The organism is Bradyrhizobium sp. CCBAU 53340 (genome assembly GCF_015291645.1).
Classification (GTDB): domain Bacteria; phylum Pseudomonadota; class Alphaproteobacteria; order Rhizobiales; family Xanthobacteraceae; genus Bradyrhizobium.
In genome coordinates, this window is sequence record NZ_CP030056.1 from 399513 (window position 1) to 419333 (window position 19821).

17 protein-coding genes and 1 pseudogene are annotated in these 19821 nt (G+C 59.7%); 5 read left to right on the plus strand and 13 right to left on the minus strand.

Annotated features, from left to right (window positions below):
* Positions 1-45: 45 nt before the first annotated feature.
* From XH89_RS38500 to XH89_RS38535, 8 genes and pseudogenes are all read right to left on the minus strand, one after another.
* Positions 46-780, minus strand: coding sequence for a general secretion pathway protein GspJ (locus XH89_RS38500; RefSeq protein WP_128930068.1), 735 nt, complete (start codon positions 778-780; stop codon positions 46-48).
* Positions 777-1175, minus strand: coding sequence for a general secretion pathway protein GspI (locus XH89_RS38505; RefSeq protein ID WP_128930067.1), 399 nt, complete (start codon positions 1173-1175; stop codon positions 777-779). The genes XH89_RS38500 and XH89_RS38505 overlap by 4 nt, the downstream gene beginning before the upstream one ends.
* Positions 1153-1725, minus strand: coding sequence for a GspH/FimT family pseudopilin (locus XH89_RS38510; protein WP_313753858.1), 573 nt, complete (start codon positions 1723-1725; stop codon positions 1153-1155). The genes XH89_RS38505 and XH89_RS38510 overlap by 23 nt, the downstream gene beginning before the upstream one ends.
* Complete coding sequence (gspG, locus tag XH89_RS38515) at positions 1607-2077, minus strand: type II secretion system major pseudopilin GspG (RefSeq protein WP_128930065.1); 471 nt, start codon at positions 2075-2077, stop codon at positions 1607-1609. Before gspG ends, XH89_RS38510 begins: the two co-directional genes overlap by 119 nt.
* Positions 2078-2097: 20 nt before the next feature.
* Positions 2098-3312 (minus strand): type II secretion system F family protein, encoded by a 1215-nt coding sequence (locus tag XH89_RS38520; RefSeq protein ID WP_128955146.1) that lies wholly within the window; start codon positions 3310-3312, stop codon positions 2098-2100.
* A 4-nt stretch (positions 3313-3316) separates the two neighbouring features.
* Positions 3317-4984 (minus strand): GspE/PulE family protein, encoded by a 1668-nt coding sequence (locus XH89_RS38525; RefSeq protein WP_128930063.1) that lies wholly within the window; start codon positions 4982-4984, stop codon positions 3317-3319.
* Positions 4974-5951, minus strand: a complete 978-nt coding sequence (locus XH89_RS38530; RefSeq protein WP_128930062.1) for a LysR substrate-binding domain-containing protein — start codon at positions 5949-5951, stop codon at positions 4974-4976. The genes XH89_RS38525 and XH89_RS38530 overlap by 11 nt, the downstream gene beginning before the upstream one ends.
* A gap of 232 nt (positions 5952-6183) precedes the next feature.
* Positions 6184-7168 (minus strand): annotated as a pseudogene (locus tag XH89_RS38535) (pyruvate kinase).
* A gap of 442 nt (positions 7169-7610) precedes the next feature.
* Between XH89_RS38535 and XH89_RS38540 the strand changes: the two are divergent.
* Positions 7611-8516 (plus strand): LysR family transcriptional regulator, encoded by a 906-nt coding sequence (locus XH89_RS38540; RefSeq protein WP_128955145.1) that lies wholly within the window; start codon positions 7611-7613, stop codon positions 8514-8516.
* Positions 8517-8959: 443 nt separating this feature from the next.
* Here the strand turns inward: XH89_RS38540 and XH89_RS38545 are convergent, their stop codons facing one another.
* Entirely contained in the window at positions 8960-9214 is a 255-nt protein-coding gene (locus tag XH89_RS38545) for a hypothetical protein (protein ID WP_232995554.1), read from the minus strand.
* A 608-nt stretch (positions 9215-9822) separates the two neighbouring features.
* Positions 9823-10740: a LysR family transcriptional regulator gene (locus XH89_RS38550; RefSeq protein ID WP_128930059.1), complete on the minus strand. Its 918-nt coding sequence runs from the start codon at positions 10738-10740 to the stop codon at positions 9823-9825.
* Between the two features lie 216 nt (positions 10741-10956).
* Between XH89_RS38550 and XH89_RS38555 the strand changes: the two genes are divergently transcribed.
* Genes XH89_RS38555 through XH89_RS38565 form a run of 3 tightly spaced genes read left to right on the plus strand, consistent with a single transcriptional unit; the run spans position 10957 to position 14595 of the window.
* Positions 10957-12186, plus strand: coding sequence for an MFS transporter (locus XH89_RS38555; protein WP_371825248.1), 1230 nt, complete (start codon positions 10957-10959; stop codon positions 12184-12186).
* A 27-nt stretch (positions 12187-12213) separates the two neighbouring features.
* A complete protein-coding gene (locus XH89_RS38560) occupies positions 12214-13290 on the plus strand; it encodes a tartrate dehydrogenase (protein ID WP_128930057.1) in 1077 nt (358 codons plus the stop codon).
* 9 nt (positions 13291-13299) lie between these two features.
* Positions 13300-14595, plus strand: coding sequence for a glycerate kinase (locus XH89_RS38565; RefSeq protein WP_128955144.1), 1296 nt, complete (start codon positions 13300-13302; stop codon positions 14593-14595).
* Between the two features lie 83 nt (positions 14596-14678).
* On the opposite strand, the gene XH89_RS38570 is transcribed toward XH89_RS38565, so the two are convergent.
* From XH89_RS38570 to XH89_RS38580, 3 genes are all read right to left on the minus strand, one after another.
* Positions 14679-15929, minus strand: a complete 1251-nt coding sequence (locus tag XH89_RS38570) for a beta-propeller fold lactonase family protein (RefSeq protein ID WP_164933592.1) — start codon at positions 15927-15929, stop codon at positions 14679-14681.
* Positions 15930-16012: 83 nt separating this feature from the next.
* Positions 16013-17200, minus strand: a complete 1188-nt coding sequence (locus XH89_RS38575; protein ID WP_128930202.1) for a mandelate racemase/muconate lactonizing enzyme family protein — start codon at positions 17198-17200, stop codon at positions 16013-16015.
* Positions 17201-17255: 55 nt separating this feature from the next.
* Positions 17256-18491, minus strand: coding sequence for an MFS transporter (locus tag XH89_RS38580; protein WP_347341926.1), 1236 nt, complete (start codon positions 18489-18491; stop codon positions 17256-17258).
* 239 nt (positions 18492-18730) lie between these two features.
* Here XH89_RS38580 and XH89_RS38585 point away from each other — a divergent pair, with 239 nt between their 5' ends.
* A complete protein-coding gene (locus XH89_RS38585; protein WP_128930053.1) occupies positions 18731-19648 on the plus strand; it encodes a LysR family transcriptional regulator in 918 nt (305 codons plus the stop codon).
* Positions 19649-19821: the final 173 nt, after the last annotated feature.

Here is a 19821-nt window from a genome sequence, read left to right on the forward strand (position 1 = left end):
CCAGATAAGTGTCCTTCCTGCGGATTGCAAAATATCATTGTGGCCTCAGGTCCGACGGCTCTCGAGAGAGTCCGCTGCGGGAGCCGTATCGGGACTAGTGTCGGGCTCTCCCGTGCAATCCGTGCTCTTTCCGCTGATGCATAGTGCAGGCGCGTCAACATGAATAAGCGTCGTGGTCGAGATTACCCTCGCCTCCCCAAGGGTGTGATCTTGGACCGTGAGGCGGATGGCGGCCGGCAAGTGGCCGACATTCAGCCAGTTCGCCTTCCACACGCCGCCGGGTCCCGCATAGGCGAACTCGGCCCGATAGGGCGATCGCAGCAGGACGACGGGATTACCAAAGCCAGACGGGTCAATCGCACCTTCAAACAAGACGAAGGGCCTCGAAGAGCGTATGAGGACGAGACCAGTAGGGTCCTTGATTGTTTCGATTTTAACGATCTCGAGGCCCGACTTGGCGTTGGGGCTTGTAACCGTGCGCACAAAAGTGACAGATCCTTCTGTGCCGTTGAACAGCGGCTTTTTGCTTCCGCCGTTGGCGGAAATGAACTGCGATGCCGCAAGATCGGCGGTTAAACGGTCAAGGGCGATGCCAATAAGCTCGGCGCGTTGCGCGCGCGCCAGGCCACGATCCCAGCTGGGTAGCCAATGCGTCGCGATTGTGCTTAGACAAAAAACAACAATCCCCATAAGTACGATCGCCGCGAGAGCTTCGAACAGCGTGAACCCCGCGATACTCGCGCGGTGCAAGGCTTGGGAGAGGTGATCCCGGGCTATCACTGCGACCTCCGGCCCAGACGCGCAGTTTCCAGGGCGAAGCTCGTACCTGCTGAAGATTTAACCTGGATCCGGACCCGTTTCGGCACCCATTGCTGCTTGTCGGACGCTGTCCTGAGCAAGGGCGATATATCGACGCGCCAGACAATGCCGTTGAGTTCACCCGACGTTACGCCCGTGGTTGCGTCGCCGCGCGGCGGCAATGCTGCCGCCAGAGTGCGCGCCGTCTCCACCAAGACCATGCGATCATCAATCCTCCGCGCGCCTTTTATGCTGGTCGACATGAGCGAGCCGATCGCCGCCAGCATGGCGGTGGCGATCGCGAGAGCGGCCAATGCCTCGACGATCGTAAACCCCGCGACGCTGCGGGAGGCATTACACAGCCGGAACGCGCACAATCTCGATTCCCCCCGTAAGCCAATTCACACGAACTTCGTAGACAGTATTCAGACGCGAGAGTCTAAGCGTGCCACCGCACGAGAACCCGCTCGGGAAAAAACTTATGGTCGAAAGGGCGGGTCGTCCTTCGCAATCCCGTGGCAATAGTGCGTCCAGCGTCACATCGTCCGGTACCACGAGAACGCTGCCGTTCGAACCTGATTGCAGGCGCCGGGTGCTCGCGTCGATTCTGGTCAGCACGCGCATCCCGCTCTTAACTGCCGCGTTCCGGTCGATCTTCAATAGGGACGCGATTTCGAGTGCCGATGCCTCGAGCCGCGGCCGCGACGTTCCAGGCGAAAGCCGTGGCAGAAGGATACCGACCAGCATTGCGACGATGGACAACACGCAGACCATCTCAAGCAAAGTAAATCCGTTTTGTGCTTCCGGGCTATTTCTCATTGCTGTTTGACGAGATATCGGCGGCAGAATCCGCACCGCCCTCATGCCCGTCAGCCCCGTAGGACATGATCTCAAACTTGGCGTTCCCACTGGGCGACCGGTAAACATAGGGCCTACCCCACGGGTCGTTCGGTAGGCTATTTCCATCGATGTAGGGACCGTGCCATCCGGCCATCGAAGCTGCGGGTTTTACCAGGGCGTTAAGGCCTTCCGAAGATGACGGATAGCGTCCCGTGTCGAGAAACATGAGATCGAGCGAACTGGCGAGGCTGCGGATTTGTATCTTGGCCGTCTTGACCTTGGACTCAGCGAGATAGTTCAACACGCGGGGGCCGATCAGTCCCATGATCAGCCCGATGATCGTAATGACGACCAGCATCTCGACCAAGGTGAATCCATTCTCGCCCGCTGCGAACGACCGCCGCCGCCAGGCCATTGCGCGGGATGAGATAAGCGTCATTTGCGCTCGCTGTTTTGAGATCACGATACGAGTTGAGTGATAGACAGCAGGGCCGTCATAATGGAAACGATGAGACCGCCGACAACCACGCTAATGCCGATCACGGCCGCCGGTCCGATAACGGCGACGAGCCGGTCAAGACTCCTCTGTAGCTTGGCTTCGTAGAACTCCGCGATGCGCCCGGCGAGTATTGGCAGCTGGCCGGTTTCTTCGCCAATGCGGATCATGCGGATCGCCATCATGGGCAAGACCGTTGACTGGGAAAGGGCGTCAGAAAGCTTCGCGCCGTGTCGTACTTGATCAGCCGCGGTTGTCCAGGCGGGAACATCGCCCGAAAAGGACATGATATCGACGAGGATGCGCAGGGTGGTGGTCAAAGGTACCTGACTGCCAGCAAGGATGCCGAGATTGCGGCAGAACACCGCAGTTTGGTAGGCCCGAAAAATCGAACTGGGGCCCGGCAATCGCATCAGTGTTGCGAGCAGCCGGAACCGGATCACGGGCCGGCGGAGGACGGCATAGGCTGCAAAGATGGCGGCCCCTGCGACTCCAAGAATCGCCAGACCGTTGGAGCGCGTCCATTCAGAAACGCCAAGCACCGTGACAATCAGCGAGTCCTGCTTGGCGCCGAAATCGCGCAACACAGCTCCGAACTGTGGCAGTACCACGAGAACAAAAAATGCCAGCACGCAGGATGCAGCGAGCAACACGAATGCAGGATATTGCAGCGCATCAGTAATTCTTCGGCGCAAGGCCTCCGTGCGCGCGCGCTCGCTTGCCAGCATATCGAGAAGGTGGCCGAGCTTCCCGGACGTTTCGCCGACTTGCACGAGCGCCGCATAGATAGGCGGAAAGCAACTCGGATATTTGCCGACGGCTTCAGCGAAGCTTTCGCCCGCAAGCACTGCGACGCGGAGTTTACTCACAATCGGGCGCAGGCGGCCGATGTCGTCATCTGAGCACAACAACTCCAGTGCATCGTCAAGCCTCGCGCCCGCCTTGAGCAGCAAAGAAAGATCACGTGTAAAGATGGTCACGTCTTCGGCGCGTGGTCGCCCAAGAAAACCAGCAGCGATATGAGCGACCGCAACCTTAGTGTCCTGAGCGACTGTTTCGATCGGAACGAGACCGAGATACTCGATACGCGCGAAAACTTCCTTCGCGGTGGACGCGGAGATCATACCGTTTACGAGCTCACCGCTCTGGGTCATAGCTAGATAGCGAAAGGTTTGCATCACGTTATCGTATGGTCGTTACGCGGAGAACTTCCGCGGGCGACGTGACGCCGGCTCGGCATTTCGCGAGGCCGTCTTGGATCATGGTGGTCATTCCAGATCGAACCGCTGTTCGATCAATCGACACGGCGTCGCAGTGCGCATTCATCAGCTGACGAACCTCATCGGCCACTTCAAGGACCTCGAACAGGCCAACGCGGCCGCGGTAGCCCGTTCCGCCGCAACGCTCGCATCGGCCTGCCTTGTAAACTTCATCACCAACCCGAAGGCCGATCGCGGCGTACCGCCGATCGGCCGCAAACTCCGAGTGCTCGAGCCGGCTCGTTGTTTTGCACCGGTCGCAAAGCTGCCGCACCAGCCGCTGCGCGATCACGGCACGGAGGGTTGAACTCAACAGAAACGCCTCGACGCCGAGGTCCAGCAGTCGCGGCACGGCGGCCGCAGCGGTTTCGGTGTGCAGCGTGGTCAGGACGAGGTGCCCGGTCAGGGCAGCGTGGATCGCTACTTCCGCTGTCTCGGCATCACGGATCTCGCCCACCATGATGACATCCGGATCTTGCCGCACGAAAGCGCGCAATGCCTTCGCGAAAGTCAGGCCGATAGCAGAGTTTACCTGGGACTGATTGATGCCCTTGATTTCGTATTCTACCGGATCCTCGATCGTCAGTATCTTCCGGGAGGATTCGTTGAGGAGGCCGAGCACGGTCGCAAGCGTCGTGGTTTTACCGCTGCCGGTTGGTCCGGTGACCACGATGAGACCGTGCGGGAGCGTCAGGACTGCGCGGAGCTTTGCTTCGTCGTCGGGCGCAAAGCCGAGCTTCTCGATCGCAAGGAGTCCCCGCTCCTTGGGCAGAAGCCGAATGACGGCAGACTCACCATGCTGCGTCGGCATGATAGCGACGCGCAAATCCATTTCAGCTCGCCCAAGTTGGACACGCGCGGCGCCATCTTGAGGCAATCGGCGCTCGGCTATGTTGAGACCCGCCAGGATCTTGATGCGGGAGACTATGGCCTGTGGGAGTACATGGGATGGTGAGGGGATATGGCGAAGCAGGCCATCAACCCGCATACGCACTGCCAGTTCCGTCCTGAAAGGCTCAATGTGTATGTCACTGGCGCGAAGCTCGGCGGCCTTTTCGATCAATTCGGAGACGGCACGGACGACCGGCGCGCCGCTAGCTAGGTCGCGGAGGCTTTCGATATCCTCCTCGCGGACAGCGATGGTATTATCCCTATTCGCTGCGGTGGTCTCGCCTTCGCTAAGGCGCTGAGAGAGCGCGGTATCAATGTCCTCAAACGACGCGATGGCGACCTTTACCGCGGGGCCGAGTACAATCTCCGCGGCGCTGATCGCTGCCGTGTCCGTGGGATCGAACAGGGCAATCACGGCGCGTCCATTCGCGAGCTGATACGGAAAAATCGTCATTTCCCGGAGGAAGCGAGGCGAGAAGTGTTCGACCAAGCTCGTCCCAGCCAAGAGGTCGGCTAAAGCCGCACGGTCATGTTTGAAAAAGGCTGCGACCGCGTCGGCAAACTCCTGGGCCGACAGGTCGGACGATTCGAAAAGCTGGCGCAGCGTGAGCTTTTCGGCGACAAGGCCGCCCATGCCGGCTGCGACATGCGCATCGCCCCGAAGGCGCTCTGCAAACTCAGTCACGGTTTCAGGCCTCATGAAGCGCGGGAGCCTCCTCAAGTGTGAGCTCTGTTTCACCTGGAGTCTCGGGCCATCGCTTTGTGGCAAGTGCGAATGGCCCGTCACGGAGCCGCTCGCGAATATAGCGGACGCAAAGATAATATCGGTACACACTGCTTGAGCGGACTTTGGTGACGGCAGATATATCAGCCGGCTGCCACCAGAGGGGAAGCACGTGGACTAATTGGCCATTCGCGAGCCCCTTGGCCACGTCCCAATAAGAACGCAGCATTATCCCACGGCCGGCAATCGCCCAATTGCGGATGATATCGCCATGGTTGGTGGAGAGGGCAGCGGTGACGTTGATGGTGCGCATCCCGATGGGACCATGCAAAGTCCAGCGCTCGAACACCTCGTCACGTTCGCGCATGACCAGGCACGAATGTCCAGCGAGATCGCCGAGTTCCTCCGGCATGCCGCGTCGATTGAGATAGCTGGGAGCCGCGCAGAGAATGCGTCTTCCCTGCGCAATAGGATGCACGAGCAAGTGAGGCTCGCGTACCCTGCCGACCCGAATGTCAATGTCGACATTCTCCTCAACCAGATCCACGCTCCGATCGACGATTTCCAGCCGAATATCCAATTCCGGGTGTAGGAGCGCCAACTCCGATACAAGTGGTGCGACATGATTGCAGCCAATACCCGAGCTTGCCGTAATTCGTACGCTGCCGCGGGCGACGGAATCGGTCTCAGGACCGTCAGCTACAAAATCCGCATAGGCATCGAGAACGCGCTGCGCTTTGGACAGCAACACTTCCCCATCGCTGCTGAGCACCGCTTGTCGAGCGGTACGCAGGAACAACACGCGTCCGAGTGCCCGCTCAAGTAGCGCGACGCGCTTGCTGACGTAGGCAGGCGACGCACCTAACTCTGTCGCCGCCGCAGCAAAACTTCCCCGCCGCGCCGCAACGATAAACACCTCAAGATCTTGTGCTAATGGTTTCACCCCGACGTTTCCCGATTGCAAAACGGAACTTATTCGCCCGCTAATCTATAATCTTAAGGTCACTGGCTCGCTGACCTCAATGCTCATTATAATATACAAACGATTAGAATAATTTCTTGCGAGGACGTGATCTGCTGGGCAGTTGCGCAAGGTTGGGCCGGCAAACGGCATAGGCCGCGCTGCGACGTCAGCTGGTTAGAGGAAGGGGGCGGCCAGGATGGCGGCGAAGCGCTTAAGCAATCGTCACCACGCGTAAATTATTGGTTGTGCCGGCATCGCCGAAACGTATGCCGGCCACGGCGACGATGACATCGGCATTCTCCGCAAAAGTTCACGTTGAGAGCGGTTTGCGTCGCGCGTTCGACCATCTCCTCGTAGGAGCTTATGTTGGGGGACTTCATGCCGTGGGCGCCCCCACAACAGGCATAGTTGGCGCGAGACCCGTTCCTCCGGTGTGATCGCGAGGATCAGTACCTTGGGACGTTTGCGCGCGATGCGCGTTGCAGTCGTACCGCTCGAGGTGAAGGCGAGGATCGCTGAGGCTCCGATCATCGTTGCGAGATCCGCAGCCGCCGCGGTCGGGGCGGTCTGCTCCTCGTCCGGCTCCGACGCATTGACGATCGAACGATACATTTTATGTCGCTCGGTGCTTTCGATTATGCGGCTCATGTTGGTGGCGGCCTCGCACGGATATTGCGCGGTCGCAGATTCCGCGGACAGCATGATCGCGTCGGCTCCGCCATAGATCGCTGTGGCCGCATCCGAAGTGTCGGCGCGTGTCGGCGTCGGCGCAGCAACCATTGAGCGTCGAGGCGGCACGATCGGATCAATTCCTTTTGTCGGCCGGGAACCTCCGCATGCGGAATTGCGACGCCAAGATCAACGCGCGCGATCACTATCCCATCGGAGAGGCGCACGATGTCATCGATATGCCCGGACGCCGACCGACGGAACAAAGCGAACGGCGTCACCGGCACTGAGGGAAAATCTGCCATTCCTTATGGTACCAACCCGGATCTTTGGCCCCTGCAAGTCCTGAAGAATACCAATAGGGCGGCTGAATCTTCGTTCGAGTTGACGAATTGCGCCATGACGCCTTGCGTGATCTGCCTGTAAGTCGGAACGTATCCGCCCGCCTGGCCCAATGCCGCGAGCATCTCTGGCGAACGGCTGGCGGGTCCGACGGTCGCAATAATCTTGGCTCGCCGACGATGCATGTTTTACCTCGCGAAATTGCGGGGCCGCCCATCAAACAGCCCTGACATTGCCGACGTTCGTGCGTATCGAATCGATGCGAATGAGAGCGCCGACGCGATCAAGAAGGCCGTTGCTATCGCGGGCCGCGAGGCAAGAGCGGATCGAAGTGTGCCGCATGTGCCTGGCCTAGCGCGCTCGGCGCACGATCGTGCCTGGCGCACTCGGCGTCTCCGTCCCAGCCAAGTAGAGCAGCATCACTTTCGCAAACCGGACCTCCAGATCGTTCGTCAAGCCGGATGGGCTCCTGGCCCGATCGGCGTTTGATTGTTCTGCGCATCGACGGCGCTATCGAGAAAACGCTGCAATCAAGGCAGAGCGGATTCAATCTCCAATCGTTTATACAAAAGAATGACATAATAAGACCGGCGTTTTTGATGTTATCGTCGTCGTACGGAGGAACTGATGGACCTGCAACAACTGCGCTGCTTCGTAGCAACAGCCGAAGAGCTTCACTTCGGAAGAGCGGCGCAACGAATGAATATGCTTCCCTCGGCCCTGGGGCGGTTTGTTCGGCTGCTGGAGGAGGATCTCGGCACGCGGCTTCTGACGCGCACGACGCGAAACGTCGCGCTGACGGACGACGGTGTTGTCTTGCTTAAAGATGCGCGTGCGCTGCTGACGCAAGCCGATGCGCTTGCGGTCAGATTTCGGACGCGCTCGCGCAAAGGGGCAACAATCATACGCGTTGGTGCCATCGACAGTGCTGCCGCCGGACTTATTCCGAAACTTCTTAAAGACTTTCGCAAGCGTCGGCCTGATGCAACGATTCAACTGGTCGAGGATAAGACCATTCGTCTGTTGCCGCGCCTTTTGACCGGACGGCTTGATCTCGCCTTCGTGCGCCCCCCAAAAGACGCCAACAAGCGGCTGGAGTTTCTATTTCTCTTCTTTGAGACAGCCGTCGTAGCCCTTCCGCACCATCATCGACTTGCGTCGAGGAAGATGGTCAAGGTTGCGGATCTCAAGAACGAGCCACTGATCGTTCCCGAACGGCGGTCCAGGCCTCATAGCCACGATCTAACGATGAAGCTCTTTGCGGAAGCCGGGCTAGACGCCCGGATTGCTCAGATTGCGGAGGAAAAGCAAACGATCGTCAACCTGGTGTCGGCCGGTTTGGGGATCGCTATCGTACCTAGCTGGACGTCGCGCCTGGCGAGCCGCGGGGTTCGCTATGTCCGGCTCGTGGCGTCGGACATGAACAAACTTCCCCTTGCGGCTGCTTGGTCGCGCGGGACCAGGGATCCCATCCGAGACGACATATTGAAGATGCTGCGGGCCGATCTTGCAGCTTACGCAAAGGAAGCTTGAGTCGCACCCGATCGCACTACTCTCTCCCGCAGACTGCCCGCCACCTATGGCGGGCGTTTTTTTGGGAGTTAGGCAGACTGGGAAAACCACCGGGCCGGAAGGCTACATCATTTCGGGCCACTCGAGGTAGATTCGGAAGAAGCCCATGGGGTTCAAGCGGCCGCGTTATAGACACCGCGGATCTTGGTTTTGTTGTGCTTCCAAAGTTGGTGGAGCGCCGCCTCATCGCGCCATCGCTGTATATTTAGGGGCCTACTATCTTAGGCGGTTATCGGATCGACGAAACCGTGTCCTCTCTTTCCGGAGACGATCTTGCGCAGGATATACCGAAGCGGGCAATCAGCTCGGAGGCGACGCGCGTCGGCGGCCGGATCCGCAAGGCAGATAAGGCCCAGATCCCTTCTGATTTCGGCCTGACGATTGAGCCGGCGCTCAAAGTTCCGTCACGAACTCATGTCTGACCGCGCAGAACGGGAGGACGCCGGGGCAAGGCGCTGCCGGACGAGGTCTTTTAGAGGAATCATCGTGTCGATCTCCAGCACAATCGACACCGACAGATCGATGCCCGCGGCACCGGCGTCGAGAAGGCTTCGAATCGGATTTTGAGCAGAGGGAAAGAGTATAGCAAGCAGGCTCGCGGGGCTGACCGGATCGCCGGCGAACATTTCTGGCGGCCCGATTGCGAACAGCCGCTCCACTGCGAGGCGCTTGCTGATTAAGCGTGGGCTTTCTGGTTGAAGACGTGGACCAACGCGACGTCGATCGAGCGCGTCAACGTCCCTCTAGCAAGTGCGGGCGTACTCGGGCAGACGCTCCCGGTAGGCCCTGATCAGCTCCGCGCCTGCCAATGCAATGACGGACGGGGTAGCACCGATGATGACATCACTGGTGAGATGCTTTCCGTCGGCCATGACTTCCTAACCGGCAAGGTCACGCAGGATCTGAGATGCGCTCCGGTGCAAGAGAAGGCTTGCCTCGGTCATCTGCATTCCTCGACCGTCGCGGTCGAACAGAGGTGTTTGTGAAACGCAATAGTTACGGCTCGGGGGCTAGCAGCGGATCGCACCCCCGATCGGTCGTCCAACTTGGATCGCGCTGATGAACATCGAAACGCACGCGAAGTGGGCTTGCAGGATGCCTCGACAATCGACGGCTCATGAGTATTCGTGCTCCTTGCCTCCCTTTCCAGATGCGCTCAACGATGACCATCGGTACCCGACCGAACACGGTTCAAACACTTTCGGACCGGCGAGCTTGACATTTGCGCTCGCATCGGAGCTCGGCGCCTGGCTTTCTGCAAGAATCATCAGGCACCTTTGGCATAAGACCGCAACCGCTTTTCGAGGACCGTCAAAAGCGTATCGCGAATAGGATCGCGGGAACCACGCAGCCAACTTGCAGCGAGCGGAAGCCGTCCAACTGCTCCAAAGCGCTCCAGCTTGAGCGGAACAAAGCGAACGCCCGCAACAGCCATGCGAGAGGTCCAGCGGGGGACGACGGCCAGTCCCAGTCCAGCCGCAACCATGTTCACGATCGTCTGCTTTTCATCGGCGAGCTGAGCGATGCGGGGCGTCAGCCCGGCGTCCTCGAACAGCTTCATGGTCAAGTCGTGGCTGTGGGGCCGAGATCGCCGATCAGGAACGATCATCGGTTGATGAGCGATCGCCGAGAGCGACAGACATTCGTTACGTGCAAGCGCGTGCCTGCGGGGAAGGGCGACCACTGCGGTTTCCATGAGCAGAGTTTTACATTCGAGCCTTCGGTCCATCTTCTCCGGAGGACGGATGAAAACGAGATCGAGCGCTCCGGAAAGGACCTTGGGAAGCAGCCGGAACGTCTTTTCCTCCAGAAGATGAACGGTGACGTCGGGGTATTTCGCGCGGAAGTCTCGCAACAGCTGCGGCATAAGCCCGGCCGCAGCACTGTCTATGGCGCCTACCTTGAGATTCCGGGCTCCGACCGAACGCGAGCGACCGCGCAAGACGGCCTCCACGGTCGAGACCTTTGAGAGAATGATGCGCGCCTCCCGAAGAAGTAGCGCGCCGTCGTCGGTCAAAGAGACGGCTCGCGTGGTCCTTGCAAACAGCCGCGTACCAAGATCCTCTTCCAAGAGTTTGATGTGGCGGCCGAAGGCGGAAGGTAGCATCTGCAGGTGTTGGGCCGCGCGGCCAAAATGCAGCTGCTCGGCGGCGGCGACGAAACATCTCAATTGACGCAGCTCCATGAGCAGGCCCTTTTGTCGAATCCGAGCCATTATACCATTTTTTTGTACAAATAAGGGCGTATTGAGTGACGCCGTCTCTTCCTTCTAGGCTGGCCGTAGATAAAAGGCATGGCTGCCAGCCGGGGCGCCAGCCGAAAAACGAGGAGGCCCAAGGTGGTGAACGAGGTTCAGAAGCGCACGATCCGTCGAGTAGCTTACCGGATCGTGCCATTCGTGATGCTACTCTACTTCGTCGCGTTTATCGACCGAGTGAACATCGGCTTCGCAGCGCTGACGATGAACAAGGATCTTGGTTTCTCCTCCTCCGTATACGGATTTGGTGCGGGCATTTTCTTCTGGGGTTACTTCCTGTTCGAGGTGCCCTCCAACATCATTTTGGACAAGGTGGGAGCCCGACTGTGGATCGCTCGGGTCATGATCACCTGGGGCTTGATATCCGGGGCAATGGCGTTCGTCCAAGGGCAAACAAGCTTCTACGTTCTTCGCTTCTTGCTCGGCGCGGCCGAAGCTGGGTTCTTCCCAGGAATTATCCTCTATCTGTCCTATTGGTTTCCCGCGCGCCAGCGTGCCGGGATCACCGCTCTGTTCATGGCAGCGGCGCCTCTTTCAACGGTCCTCGGATCGCCCGTCTCGGCCGCTCTTCTGGAGTTGCACGGCTTGTTCGGCCTTAAGGGGTGGCAATGGCTATTTCTCCTCGAGGCGCTACCCGCCATCGTGCTTGGGTTCATCGTGCTCGGATTCATGACGGATCGGCCGGAACAGGCGAAGTGGCTTGCCGATGATGAGCGGGCCTGGCTGGTCGAGGCCATGAATGCGGAGCGGGCGGCCAAGGCAGGGTCGGCGAGCCATAGCGTCTGGCGGGGACTGACGGATCTACGCGTTCTGGCTTTGTCCCTCGTCTACTTCGGCACGTCGGCGGGACTGTACACGCTGGGGGTATGGGCGCCGCAGATCATCAAAGGCTTCGGCCTGTCGAATATGGCGGTTGGATCGCTCAATGCGATCCCGCCGACGATCGCCGTGGTGGCCATGTATCTGTGGTCAAGGCATTCGGACCGCACCAACGAACGGACGTGGCATGTAGTCATCGCTTGCCTCGTTGCGGCGGCCGGGCTCGCGCTGGCAGGCATGTCGACTGGCGTTGCTTCAGTTATCGCTGCGCTGGTGCTGGTGAACGTCGGCATCAGCGCCGCCAAGCCGCCGCTTTGGAGCATGCCGACACTGTTCCTGGCCGGTCCGGCCGCGGCGAGCGGCATCGCAACCATCAACTCCATCGGCAATCTCGGCGGCTTCGTCGGTCCGGCCATGATCGGATGGATCAAGGACCTCACCGGCAGCTTCGAGGGCGGGCTCTATTTCGTCTGCGCACTCTTGTTGTTGTCCGCCACGCTGACGTTGCTGCTCGCGCGCTCGATCGGCCGCCATCAGGCGGCCGTCGCGCACTAATCATACGGAAGAGGAAGGATATCTCTCATGAAGACCTACAACGTTGCGGCAATCCCAGGCGACGGTATCGGCTCCGAAGTTGTGGATGCCGGCGTCGAAGTTCTTAAGGCGCTGGCGAAGCGCGATGGGGCATTCACCTTTCACTTCGACCACTTTGATTGGGGTGGGGAATATTATAAGCGGCATGGCCGCATGATGCCCGAAAACGGGCGCGATCTGATCCGTAATCACGATGCAATCCTGTTTGGCTCCGCAGGGCACCCAGAAATTCCGGACCACATCACGCTTTGGGGCCTGCGGCTCGCGATCTGTCAGCCGTTCGATCAATATGCGAATGTGCGTCCGACCCGCATCCTTCCCGGCATCACCTCGCCCTTGCGTGCCGTCAAGGACAAGGAGCTCGACTGGGTCATCGTTCGGGAAAATTCGGAAGGCGAGTATGCGGGCGTCGGCGGACGGGTCCATCAGGGATCTCCTTTGGAGGCAGCAACCGATGTCGCTATGTTCACGCGCGCCGGTGTGGAGCGGATCATGCGCTTTGCCTTCGGCCTTGCACGGTCTCGTCCCCGCAAGTTGTTGACCGTCGTGACGAAATCCAATGCACAGCGGCATGCAATGGTCATGTGGGATGAAATTGCAGCGGAGGTCGCGCGCGAGTTTTCTGACGTGACGTGGGACAAGATGCTGGTCGATGCCATGACGATGCGCATGGTCATGCGCCCGCAGAGCCTCGATACGATCGTGGCTACCAATCTCCATGCTGATGTGCTGTCCGACCTTGCCGCTGCCCTTGCCGGTTCGCTTGGCATCGCCCCGACCGCCAATCTCAATCCCGAGCGCAAATTCCCATCGATGTTCGAGCCCATCCATGGCTCCGCCTTCGACATCACAGGCAAGGGCATTGCCAATCCCGTCGGGACATTCTGGTCGGCGGTTATGATGCTTGAGCATCTGGGGGAGAATGCAGCCGCGCAGCGGCTCATGAAGGCAATCGAGCGCGTCACCGCCAACCCCGAACTGCATACGCCAGACCTTGGAGGATCGGCGAACACCCGCAAGGTGACAGACGCTGTCGTGAGCGCGATCCAAGCGGAAAACGCGTGAAGCCCCCCAATGTCCGCTGTGTGGACCGACGCACGGGCTCGCAGCTTGCTGCGGCAACTCTTTGATGCCGCAATCGCGAGCGCTGATCCGCGCATAGCCGTCACGACGCATCTGCCGCCAAAGCCCAGCGGACGCTGTATTGTTGTCGGAGCCGGCAAGGCGTCCGCGGCAATGGCTGCGGTGGTCGATGCGGCCTGGCCCGACGTCGAATTGTCGGGGGTCGTTGTGACGCGGCACGGGCACGCGGTGCCGGCGGGCGGGATCGAAGTCCTTGAGGCGTCGCACCCCGTCCCGGACCACTCGAGCGAGGCCGCGGCGCTGCGGATGCTGGATGCGGTCAGAGGGCTGACGAAGGATGACCTGGTCCTAGCGTTGATGTCCGGTGGCGGGTCCGCACTGATGGCCCTTCCCGCCCCTCCGATGACCCTCGCGGACAAGCAAGCGGTAAACCGGGCATTACTCGCGAGCGGGGCGACGATTGCGGAGATGAATGTGGTGCGCAAGCACCTGTCGGCGATCAAAGGCGGTCGGCTGGCGCTTGCAGCGCGCCCTGCGCGCCTCCTCACCCTCGTGATCTCAGACATTCCGGGGGACGATCCGGCTGCGATCGCCTCCGGCCCGACGCTGCCGGATGCCAGCACGAAGGCCAATGCGCGCGAGATCGTTCGCCGTTTCGGGATCAAGCTGCCCGACTCTGCGCAAGCCGTTCTAGACGGCGGACAAGATACGGCGAAGCCTGGGGACATTGCCGAAGATGTCCGTATTATCGCCGCGCCACTCACGGCCCTTGATGCTGCAGCGCAGCTCGCCAAGCGCGAGGGATTGAGCGCTGTTGTACTTGGGGACGCAATCGAGGGGGAGGCCCGAGAGCTCGGTACCATGATGGCCGGAATTGCCCGGTCGGTCGCTCAGCACGGGCATCCTGTAAAGGCGCCGGCCGTTCTGCTTTCAGGAGGAGAGACGACAGTTAGCATCGGTCATGGCCGAGCAGGTCGTGGTGGTCGCAATACCGAGTTCTTGCTCGGACTTGCGGTGGCCCTTGATGGAGCGGCGGGCATTTGGGCCATTGCCGGGGATAGTGACGGGATTGATGGAACGGAGGATGCCGCCGGCGCTTTGGTGACGCCAGATACCTTGCATCGCGCCGCTGCGAGCCAGCTCGATGCCCGCGCGCTTCTGACGGCTCACGATAGTTACACCTTTTTCGAGCGTCTTGGTGATCTCGTTCGAACAGGTCCCACTCTCACAAATGTCAATGACATTCGGGCCGTTCTGATTGCGCCGACTAGGCAACAGACGTCGTAAGCTGGCAAAGCTCGTTCGTTCGCCTACATAAGGCGCCCGCTCGTGCGAGAGCTCCCGCGAGCGCGTCGTGCAGAGCTGCATGCTCAGAGAGCAACCATTCCACACCAGAACATCCAATCTTTGCCGATATCGACCTCGTATTTGCGAGCGAAGTTCAGTTTGCCATCGTCGGCGACGTCGAATACTGTCAACCCTGCTGGAACCGTCCGAACGGCGCCACCGTCGCGAACGTCAAGCGGCGCAACCGCAGCTGTGACCAGCATTCGTCCGGCCGGATGGATTGAGAATGTCCTGCAATGGAAGGTCAGGGTATCAATGGTCTGGATGAGCGTCGGCTCTCCGCTTGCGGGATTGATCGAAAACACGGCGACAGTATTTTCTCCCTCCCCATGGACCTTTCGGCCCGCGAAATCGATCGTTCCGTCCGAGCGGTTGGCAAGATAGACGAACCGGCCGTTGGGGTGCACGTGGATGGGGCCGACGAACTGGACCGGTAGCCTAGCTTCGTGGTTTTCAGCAGTATATCTTTCGAACAGCGGCTTAGGATCGATGCCTTCGTCACTCGTCCCATAGACCAGCAGCTGGTTGTTGCGTTCCATCGATACGAACATCCACGGTTTTTCCGGATGAAAGTCGACGTGCCGCGGGCCGAAGCCAAGTCCGTTTCCTTTAGTGATCGAAGTCTCATGCGAAAGCTGCCCCGCTTCAAATCGGAAGACTTTCAGGGCTCCGGGATCTTCGGGCTTGCCGGCGCCCGGATCGTTGCCGCGCGTCGGAAGCACGACGAGCTTGCCAGACGGTGAGACACGGACTTGGTGAGCATAGATGCCGGCATCGATTGAGCCGGACTGCTTGATTTCAACTCCGATGGAGCCGTTCTCCCCGAGCGCATGGACGGTCAGATCTGACGGCATGTTGTAAGCAACAAGCAGATAGCGCCCTGCCGGATCGAGCGTGAGGTTAACTGGGCGGTTCTTGAGAAAGACAGGCTCTCCAAATTGCTGCAGCCGCCCCGTGTCTTGATCGATCGCATAGACCGCGACCCCGTGCCGGTCGTCAGCCTTGGAGGTATACCGGTTGCTAAAAGCCACGTAGAGCAGCGGCTTTGATGGATGCTTCCAGGCGTACTGAACCGCCTCTGGCACGCGAATAGTGTCAATTTTCTGCAAGGCGAGCTTCGTGTCGTCGGCCTCGTAACACATCAGCTCGGACCCAACTGCGACGTAGAGGACCGCGCGAGCTGTGTTCTGCGCAGCAACTGCTCGTGGCGATAGCCCCGCTGCGGCAAGGAGGCCTACAAACGTACGGCGGCTGAGTGACACTGCGCGGTTCATGCGTTCAACTCCTCGTAACGTGCTGCTAAGTCTACTCGGCCTCAAAAGGCTGGGCCGGCGGGGCCGGACCAGCCTTCTGTTTATTAGGGCCGCTTTCCGGCTTCGTGAGTGGCGCGAGTCCATGCCCGAGCCTGATCCGAGAGGCTGAAGCCGAGGCCCGGTCGGTTTGGCACGATCATGCGTCCATTCACGACATGGAGTTTCTCGTTGAACATGGCTTCCGACCACTCGAAGTGCTCGACCCAGGGCTCGCGGCCGTAAGCCGCCGTCAGATGAAGGTGGATCTCCATGCAGTAATGGGGAGCGAGCTGCAGCTTCTTATGGTCGGCAAGCGCGAGGATCTTCAGGAAGGGGGTGATGCCCCCGACGCGGGGGGCGTCTGGCTGAATGAAGTCGACCGAATTGTGCCGGATCAGCTCGTAATGTTCATCGACGCTTGTTAGCATCTCACCCGTGGCGATCGGGGTTGCAAGCTCCTTGGCGAGCGCGGCATGCCCTTCGTAATCGTAAGCATCCAGCGGCTCTTCGATCCAGGTCAGGCTGAACTGCTCGGCAATGCGACCAAACCTCAGTGCAGTCGTGCGGTCCCATTGCTGATTGGCATCGATCGCCAGCGGTACGTCGCCAATATGTTTGCGCACTGCCTCGATGCGGGCGAGATCAACCATCGGGTCGGGCTGGCCGACTTTGAGCTTGATGGCGCCGATGCCCTTTTCGAGCGCCATCGAGACGCGCTCCTTGACCTCCTCGATGGGCATGGAGAGATAGCCGCCGGATGTGTTGTAGCAGCGAACCGAATCTCGGTGGGCGCCGAGCAATTTGGCCAGCGGCAGCTTCGCTCGCTTGGCCTTGAGATCCCACAACGCAATGTCAAAGGCGGCAATTGCCTGGGTTGACAGTCCACTACGCCCGACGGAAGCGCCGGCCCAGACCAGCTTGTCCCAGATGCGCGCGATGTCATTGGGATCCTCACCTATAAGTTCACCGGCAATTTCCTTGGCATGAGCGAACTGCCCGGGCCCTCCCGCGCGCTTCGAATAGCTATAGCCGATGCCACTATGGCCCTGCTCGGTTTCGATCTCCGCGAACAGGAACGCGATCTCCGTGAGCGGCTTTTGGCGGCCGGTAAGCACCTTCGCGTCGCTGATCGGTGCGGCAAGTGGAAGGAAAACCAGCGATAGCTTGACCCATGCGATTCGATCGGTGGTGGCTTCGCCGGGCGCAAGTCCCGCAGCTAGCGGATTGGCAATGATGCGTGTCGTGTTTTGCATAAAGTTCATCTGTTCGTCCTCTTTCGTCGTTGAATACTCTTCTGCGGCCCGGCGTCTATTCGGCTGGTATTGGCGCAGCGCGAGGAAGCTCGGGCCTTTCCTGAATGACGGCACGTTGAATCGGGCCCACGATGACCCAGTAGCTGATAATGGCGAGTAGGCCATGGAGGCCGACATAGAGCAGCGCGCCATTGAAGGATCCGGTCGCTGCAAGGATGTAGCCGATCGCAACCGGGGTCGTGATGCCGGCAGTATTACCGATCGCGTTGAAGACGCCGCCGGTCAGCCCGATGACTTCTTTTGGCGCGGTATCGGCCACTACGGTCCAACCTAGCGATCCAAAGCCCTTGCCGAAAAAGGCGGCGCTCATCAGGACTAGGATCAACGTGGTGGAGTCTGTGTAATTGCAGCCGATGATCAGCATCGTCATCAACAGACCAATCGTAATCGGCGTCTTCCTCGCGGTGCTTAGCGATCCGGTCCTGCGAAGAAGCCAATCTGAGAAGAAGCCGGTCATGACGCCGCCAACGAAGCCGGCGATGGCCGGGATGGTCGCCACTAAACTTGCGTCGAGTACCGAAAAGCCGCGGGCCTTGACGAGATAGCTCGGAAACCAGGAGACGAAGAACCAGGTGATGGATGTAATGCCGTACTGCGCGAGGAAGATGCCGACGAGCATGCGGCTGCGGAAGACTTCGGCCAGATCCGACCATTTTGGACCGCGCTCGGCGGAGCGCACAGGAGCTGCGCCGAGGTCGACAAGGCCGCCACCAGAGCGAATGTGATCGAGTTCAGCTGGCGCGACTTTTGGATGTTGAGCAGGCGGATAGTACGTGACGAACCAGAGGGCGGAGAATGCGAGCCCTAGGACGCCCATCACAGTGAAGATGTGCTCCCAGCCGAAGCGATGATCTAGATAGCCCATCAAAGGCGTGAAGATCACGAGGGAGACATATTGCGCGCTGTTGAAGATCGCGCCGGCAATGCCGCGCTCGCTCGATGGAAACCAGGCAGCGATGATGCGCCCAGCAGCCGGCCCGACTGGAGATTCGAACACGCCAAGCAGGAAGCGCAAGGCGAGCATGGCCAGAAACGGATAGGCGAGCCAGGCCACGCCGCTCATCAGGAACGTGACGACCGACCAGAGGATCAATCCGACCAGGATGCTGAGCTTTGCGCCGAGCTTGTCCGTGATCCAGCCAGCGGGCACCTGAGCCAGCACGTAGGCCCATGCGAAAGCGGAAAACATCCAGCCGAGTTCGACCGGGCTGATGCCAAGAGCCTTGGACATATTGGGGCCCGCGATCGAGAGCGTCGCTCGATCGCCGCTGCTTAGTGCCAGCAACATCGTGATGAGTGCCAAGATCACGAAACGAAATTGGAAGCGCGCCACTCTGCTCCCTGACATACGATCCTCCCGTCGAGGTTTTCCCGGATCGATCTCTCGCCGATCACGGAGCCCAACCTAGACGCAGGATCAATTCACGTCTAAACTCAATTTTGGATCGAGCTAATACCTTAAAGTTATCAATGATCGAATTTGCACAAATTCGTGCCTTTGTTGCGGTTGCCGACGAGCTTCATTTCGGGCGAGCGGCCAAGCGCCTCAACATGACTCAGCCGCCACTCAGCCGGCACATCCAGATGCTCGAGCAACAGCTCGATGTGACGCTGCTTGAGCGAACGAGCCGGTCGGTTGAGCTGACCGTCGCTGGAAGGGCGTTTCTCTCTGAAGCGCGAGGGCTGCTTCAGCAACGGGAGAATGCGGTGAAGGCTGCGCGACAAGCAGCCTTATTGGCTGGTGGTGCCCTGACGATCGGCTTCGTGGGTGCTACAACTTACGGGTATTTGCCTTGGCTTGCCTCGTGCTTGCGCAGCGAACTACCGCACATCGAAGCAAGCTTTGTCGAGCTGACCTCGCGCGAGCAGCTCGAAGCTCTCAAATCAGGGCAAATCGATTTCGGCTTGGTGCGCCCATTGCAGACGGCCGAGACGGTCAGAAGCGCATGCGTGTTCCGCGAGGAGCTGGCGCTCGCCCTGCCACTCGATCACCCGCTCGCGGGGCGGCGCCGGCCCGAGCTTGAGCAGCTCGATGGGCAACCCTTCATCATGTATTCGAGCGCTGGCCCCTACATGAACTCGCTGCTGACCATGGCGTTTGGAGCCGCCGGCATCCGGCCGAATGTCGTGCAGTCGATGAGCCAGGCACAAGCCATCCTCGCGCTGGTCAGCACGGGGTTGGGTCTTGCGATTGTTCCCGGAGAGACCCGCAATGCCTGCTTCGACAATGTCGTGTTTCGGCCTATCCGCTTTGGGCGCTCTATCTTTGCTGAATTGCACGCCATCTGGAGAAGTGACAATCGCAATCCTGTTTTACCGCGCCTGCGCGAGCTTGCCTTTCGGGACGAGGGCAGCGGTGTCCGCCGGCCCTTGCAGCTGCAGCCCTAGAGGCCACTAACCAGAACGCGGACCCGGATTCGGTCCGCCACCGCCGCCCTGGGGTGGCTCGTCGCTTACTTCTGCAATGATGTTAAATGGTTGACGAAAGGTCGTAGTGAAGGCCCTGCGTCACTTCGATAAGATTTATCTTATTGTCAACCTTGTGTATTATAAGAAAAAGC

What these genes read in the sequence shown, in the direction of transcription:
- XH89_RS38510 (WP_313753858.1), bottom strand. Translation starts at nt 1,725, where the DNA reads ATGTTTACCGGTCGCCCAGTGGGAACGCCAAGTTTGAGATCATGTCCT.
- gspG (WP_128930065.1), bottom strand. Translation starts at nt 2,077, where the DNA reads ATGACGCTTATCTCATCCCGCGCAATGGCCTGGCGGCGGCGGTCGTTC.
- XH89_RS38520 (WP_128955146.1), bottom strand. Translation starts at nt 3,312, where the DNA reads ATGCAAACCTTTCGCTATCTAGCTATGACCCAGAGCGGTGAGCTCGTA.
- XH89_RS38525 (WP_128930063.1), bottom strand. Translation starts at nt 4,984, where the DNA reads ATGAGGCCTGAAACCGTGACTGAGTTTGCAGAGCGCCTTCGGGGCGAT.
- XH89_RS38540 (WP_128955145.1), top strand. Translation starts at nt 7,611, where the DNA reads ATGGACCTGCAACAACTGCGCTGCTTCGTAGCAACAGCCGAAGAGCTT.
- XH89_RS38550 (WP_128930059.1), bottom strand. Translation starts at nt 10,740, where the DNA reads ATGGAGCTGCGTCAATTGAGATGTTTCGTCGCCGCCGCCGAGCAGCTG.
- XH89_RS38555 (WP_371825248.1), top strand. Translation starts at nt 10,957, where the DNA reads ATGCTACTCTACTTCGTCGCGTTTATCGACCGAGTGAACATCGGCTTC.
- XH89_RS38560 (WP_128930057.1), top strand. Translation starts at nt 12,214, where the DNA reads ATGAAGACCTACAACGTTGCGGCAATCCCAGGCGACGGTATCGGCTCC.
- XH89_RS38565 (WP_128955144.1), top strand. Translation starts at nt 13,300, where the DNA reads ATGTCCGCTGTGTGGACCGACGCACGGGCTCGCAGCTTGCTGCGGCAA.
- XH89_RS38570 (WP_164933592.1), bottom strand. Translation starts at nt 15,929, where the DNA reads ATGAACCGCGCAGTGTCACTCAGCCGCCGTACGTTTGTAGGCCTCCTT.
- XH89_RS38575 (WP_128930202.1), bottom strand. Translation starts at nt 17,200, where the DNA reads ATGCAAAACACGACACGCATCATTGCCAATCCGCTAGCTGCGGGACTT.
- XH89_RS38580 (WP_347341926.1), bottom strand. Translation starts at nt 18,491, where the DNA reads ATGTCCAAGGCTCTTGGCATCAGCCCGGTCGAACTCGGCTGGATGTTT.
- XH89_RS38585 (WP_128930053.1), top strand. Translation starts at nt 18,731, where the DNA reads ATGATCGAATTTGCACAAATTCGTGCCTTTGTTGCGGTTGCCGACGAG.